Below are 12084 nucleotides of genomic sequence, written 5' to 3' on the forward strand. Positions count from 1 at the left end.
ACCTTCACGAGGAGAATCCAACATGATCAAACGTTACGTCGTCGGCTCCCGCATGAGCCAGGCCGTCGCCGCCGGCGGCATGGTGCACATCGCAGGTCAAGTTGCGGATGACCGCAAGGCCGGCATCGTGTCGCAGACCCAGCAGGTGCTCGCCAAGATCGACGCGCTGCTGAAGGAAGCCGGCAGCGATCGCTCCAAACTGATCGCGGTCAACGTCTTCCTGCCGCACATCACCGATTTCGACACCATGAACTCGGTGTACGACGCCTGGATCGATCCGGCCAATCCGCCGGCGCGCGCCTGCGTCGAAGCCCGTCTCGCCGATCCCGACCTGCGCGTCGAGATGACCGCGGTCGCCCTGCTCTGAAGATCGCGTCCTCTTCCAATCTTCGGCCGGCGCCGGCGACGGCGCGGCCCCGAGGCCTCCCATGCATACCGGACTTTTCCACGAGATCGACTTCGAGAAGGACCAGAAATGGTCCGGCCATCTCGGCATTCCCTTCTCGATCGATCGCTCCCCCTACTTCCAGCTCAAGATCCCGATCTTCCGGATCAAGAACGGCGCCGGCCCGAAACTGCTGTTGATGGCCGGCAATCACGGCGACGAATATGAGGGCGAGATCACGCTGACGCGGCTGTATCGCCGGCTCGATGCCGCCGCCGTCAAGGGCGAGATCACCATCCTGCCCTTCGCCAATCTGCCGGCCGTGATGGCGGCGCGCCGCCGTTCGCCACTCGACGAGGGCAACCTAAACCGCGCCTTCCCCGGCGATGCCGGCGGCACGCCGACCTTCCGGCTCGCGCACTTCCTCGAGCACGAGCTGTTTCCGCGGCATGACGTCGTGTTCGACATCCACTCCGGCGGCACCTCGATGGCGCATGTGCCCTGCGCGCTGATCGAGCGGCAGGGACCGCCCGAGATGTTCGGCCATGCGCTGCGCCTGATGGAAGGATTGGGAATGCCCTTCGCCTTCGTCGCCGAGAACGGTGCCACGGCCCCGACCTCGATGGCGGCGGCCGCGCGTGCCGGCGCGATCGGGCTCTCCGGCGAGTTCGGCGGCGGCGGCACCGTCACGCCGCAAACGATGGCGCTGACGGCGCGCGCCGTCGATCGCCTGCTGCTCGCGCTCGGCCTCGTCCAGGCGCCCGTGCTGGGGCCGCATGCTCCGGTCGAGCGCGCCACCGAGCTGCTGGCCTTGCAGAGCCATGCGCAGGCAGTGTTCGCGACACGGCGCGGCTGGTTCGAGCCCGCGGTCATGGTCGGCGCGCGCGTTGCGGCCGGTGACATCGCCGGCTGGTACCATGACTTCGAGCGCCCGGAGCTGCCGGAAGAGGTGCTGCGTTTCCCTGCCGAGGGCATCGTGATCTCGCAGCGCCTGCACACCGACAGCCAGAGCGGCGACTGCCTGGTCCAGGTCGGCCGGGCCTTGAACCGCGAGGAGGTTTTGAAGGCGGACTGAGTTCGATTAGCCTCCTCTTCTTCACCGATCAGGATTCGATGACCGATCCGGCAAAGCCGAGCTATGACGACGTGGTGCGCATACCTGCGCCGCCCGGCCGCGCCAGCGCGAGCGGACGGCCGCCGCGCATCGAGGAGGTGGCGGAGCGCGCGGGCGTTGCACCGATCACGGTGTCGCGGGTGCTGCGTCATCCCGAGAAGGTCAACCGCGAGACCCGCGAGCGCATCCTGGCAGTGATCGAGGCGACCGGCTACGCCTCCAACCCGCATGCACGCGCGTTGCGCTCGGGCCGGTCGAACGTGGTCGTCGCGTTTGTCTCCAACATCCTCAGCCAGCAGTTCGGGCTCGCGGTGCGCAGCCTCGCCGCCACGCTGGAGCCCGAAGGCTTCGAGGTGCTGGTCGGCCAGACCTCCTACTCCTATGCCAAGGAGGTCGCGATGATCCAGTCGCTGCGCGGCATCCGCCCCGCCGCCGTGATGTTCACCGGCGTGATCGAGCTCGAGGAGAATCGCGCCGCGCTGCTCGAACTCGGCATCCCGGTAATCGAGACCTGGGCGTTTCCGCGCGACCCCATCGACATGCTGGTCGGCCTGCCCAATGCGGATGCCGGCGCGATGGCGGCGCGAAGGCTGGCCGCGGCCGGACATCGCCGCGTCGCCTTCGTCGGGCGCAGCAGCGGCCGCGGCGCGCTGCGCCGCGACGGGTTTCGCGCGGCAGCGGCAGAGCTCGGCCTCGAGATCGTCCATGAAATCAGTGTCGGTGAGATCACGGGACTGGCCGACGGTCGCGCCGCCTTCACCACCCTGCTCGAACGCGGCGCCCCAGTCGATGCCGTGTTCTGCGCCAACGATCTGCTCGCGACCGGCGCGCTGATCGAGGCGCGCGCCCGCGGACTTTCCGTGCCGCGCGATCTCGCCGTGCTCGGCTTCGGCGACAATGACGTGGCCGATCAGATCACGCCCGGCCTCACCACCATCTCGTTCGATGCGGCGGCCGTCGGGCGTGTCTCGGGCGAACTGCTGCTGGCGCGCCTATCCGGCACGCCACGAGCTGAAGAGCGGCTCGCGGTCGATCTGTTCCTGGTCGAGCGCGGCAGCGTCTGAGCGTTTCAGCCTACGCTACCCTCTTGAGATCCTGCTGGATCGCGGCGAGCAAGGATTGCAGCGCCTCGCTGTTCACCGGCTTCGCGGCCAGGTCATTGGCAACGGGCTGCTTCGCGGGCTGCCCAGCCTTGACCGGACGCTTCGGGAACGGCGGCGGGGGTGCCGGCATCGAGGGCCTGGCCAAATCGCCCTCGTCCTCGGTGTGGACGAAGTTGCCATGGATGACGTCGTCGCGGCGGCCCATGACGAACATCGCCACCCAATAGCCGGCGGCCAGCAGAATGACGCAGAAAATACCGATCTCTAACATCGCAACACCCAAAATATGCGCGATGATTCAATGCCTTCGTTCAGGCGTCAATGAACCGACGGTCACACCCGCGCCTTTTGCAGGCAGGTGTGGCCGATCGGTGACTCTTTGTTAACCATTGATGTCCGGGGCGTGACGCCCGTGCAACCAGGCCTTCCAACTAAGCCTTGCAACTAGGCCTTGTCTTGCCCGACCCGCACCAGCTGCTTGCCGAAATTGGCGCCCTTCAGCAGGCCCATGAAGGCGCCAGGGGCGCTCTCCAGGCCCTCGGTGACGAACTCCTTGTATTTCACCTTGCCGTCGCGGACCCAGGCCGACATGTCGCGCAGGAAGTCGCCATGGCGGGCGGCGAAATCGGAAACGATGAAGCCGCGGAAGGTCAGCCGCTTGGTGAGGGTCGCGCGCATCATGCTGGCGGCCCATTTCGGCGGCTTGGCCTCGGTGTCGTTGTAATGGGCGATCAGGCCGCAGACCGGCACGCGCGCGAACGGATTGAGCAGCGGGAACACCGCCTCGAACACGGCGCCGCCGACGTTCTCGAAATAGACGTCGATGCCCTTGGGGCAGGCGAACTTCAGCTTGGCCGGAAAATCGGTTTCGCGATGATCGAGACACTCGTCGAAGCCGAGCTCCTTCACCACGTAGTCGCACTTGTCCTTGCCGCCGGCGATACCGACTGCGCGTGCGCCCTTGATCTTGGCGATCTGGCCGACGGCCGAGCCGACCGCGCCGGAGGCGCCGGCGACGACGACGGTCTCGCCTTCCTGCGGCTTGCCGATGTCGAGCAGCCCGGTATAGGCGGTCATGCCGGGCATGCCGAGCACACCGATGGATGTGGAGATCGGACCAAGCTTCGGATCGACCTTGATCAGCCCCTTGCCGCTGGAGATGGCGTGCGTCTGCCAGCCGGATCGGATGCGCACGATGTCGCCCTTGGCAAAGTCCGGATTGTTGGAGGCCGCGACCTCGCTGACCGCCTCGCCTTCCATGACGCCGCCGATCGGCACCGGCGCGGCATAGGACGGCCCCTCGCTCATGCGCCCGCGCATATAGGGATCGAGCGACAGCCAGATCGTGCGCAGCAGGACCTCGCCCTGCCCCGGCGTCGGCACCGTGAATTCCTCGATGCGGAAATCGGACGGCTTGGGCTCGCCGACGGGACGCGCGGCGAGAACGATACGCTTGCCTTGGGACATGATGGCTTCCTCCACTTTTCTGTCATTGCGAGCGAAGCGAAGCAATCCAATCGCGTCAACACAAAAGGACTGGATTGCTGGCAAGCCGGGGCATGACAGCGGTGTGTGGAGCGGACGTAGAAATACACAACGTCATTCCGGGGCGGTCCGCAGGACCGAACCCGGAATCTCGAGATTCCGGGTTGCGCTTCGCGCCCCCGGAATGACGGCGGAAAGGACTAACCCCCGCCCGGATAATTCGGCGCCTCGCGCGTGATCGTCACGTCATGGACGTGGCTTTCGCGCAGGCCCGCGCCGGTGATGCGGACGAACTGGGCCTTCTCATGCAGGTCCTTCAGGTCCTTCGCGCCGACATAGCCCATCGCGGCGCGCAGGCCGCCGGCGAGCTGGTGCATGACGTTGCCGACCGGGCCCTTGTAGGGCACCTGGCCCTCGATGCCCTCAGGCACGAGCTTGAGCGAATCTTTGATGTCCTGCTGGAAGTAGCGGTCGGCCGATCCGCGCGCCATCGCGCCGACCGAGCCCATGCCGCGATAGGCCTTGTAGGAGCGGCCCTGCCACAGGAACACTTCGCCCGGCGTCTCGTCGGTGCCGGCGAGCAGCGAGCCGACCATCGCGATGTCGGCACCGGCGGCGAGCGCTTTCGCAAGGTCGCCGGAGAACTTGATGCCGCCGTCGGCGATGACCGGGATGTCGGACTTCTTCGCCGCCTCCACCGCATCCATGATCGCGGTGAGTTGGGGAACGCCGACGCCGGCGACGATGCGCGTGGTGCAGATCGAGCCCGGGCCGATGCCGACCTTGATGCAGTCCGCGCCCGCATCGATCAGCGCCTGGGCGCCCTCGGCGGTCGCGACGTTACCGGCGACGACCTGCACCGAGTTGGAGAGGCGCTTGATGCGGTTGACCGCATGCAGCACGTGGCGGGAATGGCCGTGCGCGGTGTCGACCACGACGAGGTCGACGCCGGCGTCGATCAGCCGCTCGGTGCGCTCGAAGCCGGTGTCGCCGACCGTGGTGGCGGCGGCAACCCGCAGGCGGCCCTGCGCGTCCTTGCAGGCGAGCGGATGGGCGACCGCCTTCTCCATGTCCTTCACGGTGATGAGGCCGACGCAGCGATATTGGTCGTCGACGACGAGGAGCTTCTCGATGCGGTGCTTGTGCAGCATCCGCCTCGCCTCATCCTGGCTGACATTCTCGCGCACCGTGACGAGGTTCTCGTGCGTCATCAGCTCGGAGATCTTTTGCTGACGGTCGGTCGCAAAGCGCACGTCGCGATTGGTGAGGATGCCGACCAGCTTGCCCGGCGTGGTCTTGCCCGCGCCGGTGACGACGGGAATGCCGGAGATGCCATGATCGCTCATCAGCTTGAGCGCATCGTCGAGCGTCGCCTCCGGGCTGATCGTGAGCGGATTCACCACCATGCCCGACTCGTAGCGCTTGACCTGCCGCACCTGGGCAGCCTGGCCTTCGGGATCGAAATTGCGGTGGATGACGCCGAGGCCGCCGGCCTGCGCCATGGCGATCGCCATGCGGGCCTCGGTGACCGTGTCCATGGCGGACGCCATGATCGGGATGTTGAGCGGAATGGCGCGGGTGACGCGGGAACGGATGTCGACCTCGCCCGGCATGACGTCCGACAGGCCCGGCTTCAACAGCACGTCGTCGAACGTAAAGGCTTCGCGAATGCCTTGTTGCACCGTGGCCATCTGCCAACTCCTTCCTGCGGCCCTGCCGCAAATAGCTATGGATGAGCGCCGCCCTCGGCGTACCTTGCGGCAACGCCGGAGAATCGGAGCCCATCAGTGGGGTTGACGCGGGTCGATAGCACGCCCGCGTGACGAATCAAAGCAATTCGGACCGCTGGCCAGCCATGCACAGGCTTTTTTGGTCAATTCAGCGGGAATAGCTCCCCGACCCGGCCCCCCGCCATTCCGGGGCGCGACGAAGTCGCGCGCGGCCGGAATCCATCCCCCGGGATTTTTGCGGCCCAATGGATTCCGGGCGCGCGCCAAGTGGCGCGCCCCGGAATGACGGAGGAACGGCAGCGAGCGCAACCCAGGAGAGCGGGTCACATCGTTGTTACGCAGGACTTGGGTGCTATGCGTTGATCCGCGATGGTCCCGGCCGGATGGCGGTGTTAAGCCGCAGCTCCAGCCTTCCCTTCCGATTTTCATTACCAGTTCGTCATGGTCGACAAGCAACGCGTCATTCCGCTGATCGTGGCCACCGCGCTCTTCATGGAGAACATGGATTCGACGGTGATCGCGACCTCGCTGCCGGCGATTGCGGCCGACATCGGCACCAGCCCGCTGACGCTGAAGCTCGCCATCACCTCCTACCTGCTGTCGCTGGCGGTGTTCATCCCGGCGAGCGGCTGGACCGCCGACCGCTTCGGCGCGCGCATGGTGTTCGCGATCGCGGTCGGCGTGTTCATGGTCGGCTCGGTCGGCTGCGCGCTCTCGACCTCGGTCACCGATTTCGTGTTCGCGCGCATCCTGCAAGGCATGGGCGGGGCGATGATGACGCCGGTCGGGCGCCTCGTGCTGCTCCGCTCGGTCGACAAAAGCGCGCTGGTCAACGCCATGGCCTGGGTGACGGTGCCTGCCCTCATAGGTCCCGTGATCGGCCCGCCGCTCGGCGGCTTCATCACCACCTATGCGTCCTGGCACTGGATCTTCCTGATCAACATCCCGATCGGGCTGCTCGGCATCTTCATGGCCTTGCGCTTCATCGATCCCATCAAGAGCGAGACGCAGGAGCCGTTCGATCTCTACGGCATGGTGCTCGCGGGCATCGGCCTCGCCGGCATCGCCTTCGGCCTGTCGGTGGCCGGCCTCAACCTGTTGCCGTGGAGCACGGTCGCCGCGCTGGTCGTGGGTGGAGCGATCTCGATGACGCTCTATGTGCTGCACGCGCGGCGGACCGGATCGCCGGTGCTGGACTTTTCGCTCCTGAAGCTGCCGACGCTCCGGGCGGCCATTTTCGGCGGCTTCCTGTTCCGCCTCGGCATCGGCGCGCTGCCGTTCCTGCTCCCGCTCTTGATGCAGATCGGCTTCGGGCTGACGCCGTTCCATTCGGGCCTCGTCACCTTCGCCTCCTCGCTCGGCGCCATGGGCATGAAAACGCTGGCGGCACGGATCATCCGCACCTTCGGCTTCCGCAACCTGATGACGGTGAACGCGGTCATCAGCGCGTTCTTCCTCGGCGTCTGCGCGCTGTTCACGGTGACGACGCCGCTGCTCATCATCATGGTGATCCTGGTGGTCGGCGGCTTCTTCCGCTCGCTGGAGTTCACCGCGATCAACACGGTGGCCTATGCCGAGGTCGAGACCGCGCAGATGAGCCGCGCCACCACGCTGGTCAGCGTCAACCAGCAGCTCGCCGTCTCGGCCGGGGTCGCCGTCGGCGCCGCGTCGGTGGAGACGACGATGTGGCTCAGCCATGTCAGCGAGCTCAACGCCACCGTGTTCGCGCCGGCCTTCGTCGTGGTCGCGCTGACCTCGGCGGCATCGAGCTGGTTCTTCTGGCAGATGCCGGCCGACGCCGGTCACGAAATCTCCGGCCGCAAGGCGGTCGAAGTCGCCAGCCGCAAGGGTGCAGCAAAGAGCGCGGCGACCGCCGCGGTCAAGACCGCGACGGAGAACACCCAGGACGCGCGGGATCAGCGGCTCGGCTAACGCGCGATGAGATCAGGATGAATCGTCATCGCGCTTAAGGTTATTGTTTGAGCATGATCTCCGCGCAAACGCGTTCCGCGTTTGTCGCGAGGGAAAACCGGTGCGCACTTTGCGCTAACGCGGCCCTGCGGGTCCGGATCGTGCTTTAGGGCCTGACCGCCGGCGGCAACACGCGATAGAGCGAGACGCCCAGCCCGAGGCTGTTGTTCGGCAGGGTGAGCCTGCCGCCGGTGACCGTTCCCGGCATCGTGTCCTTCTGAAGATTGGGATCGGGACAAAGAGCCGGGTTGCGCAGGAAAGTGGCCAGATTGCTGGTTCTCTCGTCGATCAAATAGCGTTCGACCGTCACCTCGCCGTTTGCGAAAGGCAGGTTGTCGACCTCGAGCGTGAACCGCTCGCCGGGGTCAGACGTGTCGGTCCCGAACACACGCGCCGGATCATAGTTGTGCACCATGACATTGACGATGGACGCGGCCTGATCCCAGGTCGCGAACGCGCCGAGACTGGAGTCGGAGCCGCCGGGCGCCAGCGTCGCCTGCACGCGTTTGCCCGACATCTTGTTGTACATCTTGAACAGATTCCCCACCGGCTTCGGGTAGTAGACCGGAGGGTTTTTGCCGTTCAGCTGCTTGTACAGCAGGCTCGCCTGGGTGAGGAAGGACGGCACCTTGTCGTCGCCCTGACCGTCGCTGATGATGAGGTAGGATCCGAGCGAGACCTGCTGGCCGACCGCTTCCGGCAGGAACGCCGCCGTCCAGGCAGCGCCCCTGTGCGAGTAGTTGACGTCGGTCCTCTCGTCGGCGGTCGGGCCCCATTCCGACAGGAACAGCTTGACGTCGGGCATGTCGGCATTCTGCTGCCTCAGCGACGCCAGCTTGCTCCTGATCGTGATCATCTCCTGCCGGAAGTTCGCAAACCGCGTCGTGCCGTCGGTCGAGCCATAGAAGTGAAATGAGAAGCGATAGCGATCCTGCGAGGTGTATTTCGCGTAGAACCTGCCGGCATAGGGACTGGCGAGCGGGTTGAAGGTCTGGTTCAGGAATTCCTCTTCCAGCGTCGGATTTGGCGGCACGTCGAACGGATAGTACGTGAAACTCCGGCCCGCGAAGGCCGGGCCGGCGATCTCGATGGTCTTGCCATGATGGTTGCTGTTGCCGGCGAGCTCGGCCTTGACCGTCTTGATGGCATCGGAGAAGAACTTCTGGACCGGCAGAACTGCCCTGCTCAGGCGGCGCGCATCCACCCCATAGGGATAAGACAGGGATTTGTCTTCGGCATTGCTCAGCGAATGGGTCTGAAGCGGCGTCCACTGGTGCAGAACATAGTTCTGCGGATCCATCCACCACAACCAGCGGCCCCATGGCCCCAACGGCTTGAGCGTATAGAGGGACGAGTCGGTGTCGTTCCAGTGTTCTGGCGTGGAGTCGGCGATGTCGAGCTCGTTGCTGACCTCGAGGATGACCGATGGGGCGCCGCCGTCGAAGGACTTGGTCACGATGTAGCGCACGAGCGCTTCTGCGTACTTCCTGAACCTGCTTTCCGCGGCGCTTCCGGTGCCCCAGGTTTCGCCGGCGATGCCCGTCGCCGCGAGACTCGGCGGCATGAAGGATGCGACGGCCACATGCGGGGTGAGCCCGTGATCCAGCGCCCATTGCAGGTGCCAGGCCAGCGGATAGCATTCGCCCGCGTGAAACACGCCGTCCAGCGTGTACCCGAAGACATTCCCCGTCGGATCGAGGTCGCAATAGATGTCGCTCAGCAGCAGGCGCGTCTGCTTCAGACCGGTGTCTGCGATGATCTGATCGAACTGCTCGAACGCAGGCTCCGACGGCATGTTCGCGGCCTGGTAGATCCGCTTGAGATCGCCGAGATCGTCATTGCCGCTGATGCCGGTGTTGAAGGGCACCTGGGTGTCGACCATGATCGACGTTTGCGCGCGCACCGGTGTCGTCGAACCGAAACTCAGCGAGAGCGATACGAGGAAAGAAACCGAGGCAAGAAGACGTCGACGATCGAGACACTGCATGGTCGCTCCACCCGCTTGAATTGCGTTTTCAGGAACTAACACTTGCAGATGTTGTCAGTGTGAACGTGATGTCGTGATCGCGCCGAGCCGCCCGTGTTTCTGACGCGGTTGCGTGCGACTTATTGTCCGCGGAGTATCGGCATATTCGATGTCGTCCCTGCGCGCGCAGGAACGACAGTGGGGATTGGCTTAGGCCACGCCCCGAAACCCCATCGCCAGCGCGTGGCGCGCGAGCGGCAGACGACCACCGGTGATCGCGCATGCGCCGCGCGAGCTAAGTCAGCTCACGCGGCCCGCTCGGGGTTGCGATCGTTGCCCGGATCCGCACCGCCGGACGATCCGCGACCACGATGCGGTCATCGGCGATGATCGGCGCGAGGAGATTGGAAATTGCCGCAGATCCGGGATGCTCGATCGAGAGCCGATCGAGGCGGCAGCCAAGGTCGGTCATGTGCTCGGAGGGATGCGGGCTGGCCGGCCATTCGATGAGCGTCGGGAATGCGCCATCGAACGACATCACACCGTCCGGGCGCACCGAGATCAGCCAGGCGAGAGAGCCGCGCGCGACCGGCACCGGCTCCCCGAAATCCTCGCCGAGGTCGGACAAGGCCTTTCCGAGGTTCGGGACACGGACAACCCAGTTGATCAGCCGCGGCGTCTCCTCGAGGCGTGAGCGCATCGCCGGATTGTCGAGATCGAACCATCGCGTGCGCCGTGGCCGGGTGCGAAGATCGGGCGCAATGATCTCCAGGAATGCTCCGTCGCCGAGTTGCATCAGATGATTGTGCGTTGCCATCAGCGGATGCGAACCGCCCGGCGGCGGGGCCACGCCCAAACAGCGATGAACATGCGCCACGCCCTCCTCGAGCGACAAGGCGGCAACGGTCAGATGGTCGAACGCCGCGCGAGGCGCGATCATGCCGAGACCTAGCGTCCGGATTCCGCTGACCGGCTGCGACTGCGGATGACATTGCAGATCTGGAAGCTGTAGCTGGCGAAGAAGCTCTCGATGCCGCGCCGCTTGGCCTTGACGTGCTCGGGATGGCGGCGCCATGCGTGCAGCGCTTCCTCGGTCTCGAACTCGACGATGGTGACACGCTCTCCGTCCTCGGCCACAAAACCCTTGTGAGCCACGTAACCGGGAATGGTCCGGGCCAGTTCACTCATATGCCTTGCCATCGGGCCGTATTCATCCTGCACATCGGGGTTGAGCCGCGAGCGAAATATGGTGACAATCATGAATGTTTCCTATGCCGTGCGAATGGACGTCGAGCCCGATCCGGCGATCGCACTCCCCTCCTCGCTACGCAAATGGCACAGATACATCAAATGCATAATTACGATTATGATTATGCATGAAGCTATCACAGCCTCGCCTTCACCTCCTCCGCGAGCAGCGCGATGGCCGGATCGAAGCGTCCATGAGCGCTGCGACGGATCAACGCGACGGTCGCCGGCATCGTGAAGTCTGCAACGTCCAGGATCCGCAGCGCGCGGCGGTGAGGGCTATGCTCGAACTGGCGGCGGGGCACCAGGCCCAGACCGCCGCTGTGGGCGAGCAGCGAGAGCTGGAGGTCCTCACCGAAGACCTCGGCCACATGTGGATCGGCAGCTGCAACCGGTCGAATGCCCTGACGAGCGCGGCGCGGCAGCCGCAGCCCGGCGGATTGAGGAACCAGCCTCGCTCGGCGAGATCGCGCAACCGGTACGGACGAGCCTGGCGCTTCGCCCGCGGCTTCTTCGGGCCGACGACAACGACCTGCTCGGCCCCCAAAGTGACACAAGTGATTCCGGCCGGGATCGCGTGGGCGACGGTGAGCAGGCCGATCGCGCAATCGAGCGCACCGCGACGTACCTCCTCGATGAGGTCCGTGCTCCAGTTCGAGCTCACCTGCAGCCTGATCCGCGGGAACGCGCGCCGCAGGGCATCGAGCGGCGTCATCATGACCATTTCGCCGAGACCATGCGCCACCCCCGCCCTCAAGTCGCCGGACGGGTCCGCCGCGCGCGCGGTACAGCCTTCGAGCTCCGCCACGGCAGCCAGAACGCGGCGGCAATGTTCGAGCACGTGGGTCCCCAGCGACGTCAGCACGGCCGGCTTCACCGCGCGGTTGAACAGCGGCGCATGGCCGAACGCCTGCTCGAAGTTCTGGATGCGCCGCGTGGTCGCGGGCTGCGTCAGCCGGAGGCGGATGGCGGCGCGATTGACGGAGCCGGCTTCGGCGACGGCGACGAAGGCTTCGATGTCCTGGAGGTTCATAAACACCAAGCATAATCAAACAATGACTATGCAGGAAGGGCGGATGCCG

Annotated in this window: 11 protein-coding genes; 4 read left to right on the top strand and 7 right to left on the bottom strand. The window is 65.6% G+C overall.

Annotated features, from left to right (window positions below; genetic code table 11):
* Window positions 1-22 precede the first annotated feature (22 nt).
* The 3 genes from GPL20_RS29135 (at window position 23) to GPL20_RS29145 (ending at window position 2563) form a co-directional block, all read left to right on the top strand.
* The gene (locus tag GPL20_RS29135) at window positions 23-367 is read left to right on the top strand and encodes a RidA family protein (RefSeq protein WP_018645782.1); all 345 of its coding nucleotides are present in this window, start codon (window positions 23-25) and stop codon (window positions 365-367) included.
* A 61-nt stretch (window positions 368-428) separates the two neighbouring features.
* Entirely contained in the window at window positions 429-1460 is a 1032-nt protein-coding gene (locus GPL20_RS29140; RefSeq protein WP_157334139.1) for a succinylglutamate desuccinylase/aspartoacylase family protein, read from the top strand.
* A 38-nt stretch (window positions 1461-1498) separates the two neighbouring features.
* On the top strand, window positions 1499-2563 hold the full coding sequence (locus GPL20_RS29145; protein WP_157334140.1) for a LacI family DNA-binding transcriptional regulator: 1065 nt from the start codon (window positions 1499-1501) through the stop codon (window positions 2561-2563).
* A gap of 10 nt (window positions 2564-2573) precedes the next feature.
* On the opposite strand, the gene GPL20_RS29150 is transcribed toward GPL20_RS29145, so the two are convergent.
* From GPL20_RS29150 to guaB, 3 genes are all read right to left on the bottom strand, one after another.
* Window positions 2574-2873, bottom strand: coding sequence for a hypothetical protein (locus GPL20_RS29150; protein WP_157334142.1), 300 nt, complete (start codon window positions 2871-2873; stop codon window positions 2574-2576).
* Between the two features lie 173 nt (window positions 2874-3046).
* Window positions 3047-4069 (bottom strand): NADP-dependent oxidoreductase, encoded by a 1023-nt coding sequence (locus GPL20_RS29155; RefSeq protein ID WP_157334144.1) that lies wholly within the window; start codon window positions 4067-4069, stop codon window positions 3047-3049.
* A 218-nt stretch (window positions 4070-4287) separates the two neighbouring features.
* Window positions 4288-5778: an IMP dehydrogenase gene (guaB, locus tag GPL20_RS29160; protein WP_157334146.1), complete on the bottom strand. Its 1491-nt coding sequence runs from the start codon at window positions 5776-5778 to the stop codon at window positions 4288-4290.
* A 480-nt stretch (window positions 5779-6258) separates the two neighbouring features.
* Here guaB and GPL20_RS29165 point away from each other — a divergent pair, with 480 nt between their 5' ends.
* Window positions 6259-7749 carry an MFS transporter gene (locus GPL20_RS29165; RefSeq protein ID WP_157334148.1) on the top strand — a complete coding sequence of 497 codons (1491 nt, stop codon included), beginning with the start codon at window positions 6259-6261 and terminating at the stop codon, window positions 7747-7749.
* 145 nt (window positions 7750-7894) lie between these two features.
* Here GPL20_RS29165 and GPL20_RS29170 read toward each other — a convergent pair whose 3' ends face one another.
* From GPL20_RS29170 to GPL20_RS29185, 4 genes are all read right to left on the bottom strand, one after another.
* The gene (locus GPL20_RS29170) at window positions 7895-9691 is read right to left on the bottom strand and encodes a hypothetical protein (RefSeq protein WP_157334150.1); all 1797 of its coding nucleotides are present in this window, start codon (window positions 9689-9691) and stop codon (window positions 7895-7897) included.
* Window positions 9692-10049: 358 nt separating this feature from the next.
* Window positions 10050-10694: a VOC family protein gene (locus GPL20_RS29175; protein WP_157334152.1), complete on the bottom strand. Its 645-nt coding sequence runs from the start codon at window positions 10692-10694 to the stop codon at window positions 10050-10052.
* 8 nt (window positions 10695-10702) lie between these two features.
* Window positions 10703-11014 (bottom strand): antibiotic biosynthesis monooxygenase family protein, encoded by a 312-nt coding sequence (locus tag GPL20_RS29180; RefSeq protein WP_157334154.1) that lies wholly within the window; start codon window positions 11012-11014, stop codon window positions 10703-10705.
* 199 nt (window positions 11015-11213) lie between these two features.
* Window positions 11214-12035: a LysR family transcriptional regulator gene (locus tag GPL20_RS29185; RefSeq protein WP_246251075.1), complete on the bottom strand. Its 822-nt coding sequence runs from the start codon at window positions 12033-12035 to the stop codon at window positions 11214-11216.
* Between the last annotated feature and the right edge of the window lie 49 nt (window positions 12036-12084).

The sequence above is a fragment of the Bradyrhizobium cajani genome (genome assembly GCF_009759665.1).
Taxonomy (GTDB): domain Bacteria; phylum Pseudomonadota; class Alphaproteobacteria; order Rhizobiales; family Xanthobacteraceae; genus Bradyrhizobium; species Bradyrhizobium cajani.

Excerpts from the sequence above, each read along its gene's own strand:
- GPL20_RS29135 (WP_018645782.1), top strand. The coding sequence starts at position 23 with ATGATCAAACGTTACGTCGTCGGCTCCCGCATGAGCCAGGCCGTCGCC.
- GPL20_RS29180 (WP_157334154.1), bottom strand. The coding sequence starts at position 11,014 with ATGATTGTCACCATATTTCGCTCGCGGCTCAACCCCGATGTGCAGGAT.
- guaB (WP_157334146.1), bottom strand. The coding sequence starts at position 5,778 with ATGGCCACGGTGCAACAAGGCATTCGCGAAGCCTTTACGTTCGACGAC.
- GPL20_RS29150 (WP_157334142.1), bottom strand. The coding sequence starts at position 2,873 with ATGTTAGAGATCGGTATTTTCTGCGTCATTCTGCTGGCCGCCGGCTAT.
- GPL20_RS29165 (WP_157334148.1), top strand. The coding sequence starts at position 6,259 with ATGGTCGACAAGCAACGCGTCATTCCGCTGATCGTGGCCACCGCGCTC.
- GPL20_RS29155 (WP_157334144.1), bottom strand. The coding sequence starts at position 4,069 with ATGTCCCAAGGCAAGCGTATCGTTCTCGCCGCGCGTCCCGTCGGCGAG.
- GPL20_RS29140 (WP_157334139.1), top strand. The coding sequence starts at position 429 with ATGCATACCGGACTTTTCCACGAGATCGACTTCGAGAAGGACCAGAAA.
- GPL20_RS29175 (WP_157334152.1), bottom strand. The coding sequence starts at position 10,694 with ATGATCGCGCCTCGCGCGGCGTTCGACCATCTGACCGTTGCCGCCTTG.
- GPL20_RS29185 (WP_246251075.1), bottom strand. The coding sequence starts at position 12,035 with ATGAACCTCCAGGACATCGAAGCCTTCGTCGCCGTCGCCGAAGCCGGC.
- GPL20_RS29145 (WP_157334140.1), top strand. The coding sequence starts at position 1,499 with ATGACCGATCCGGCAAAGCCGAGCTATGACGACGTGGTGCGCATACCT.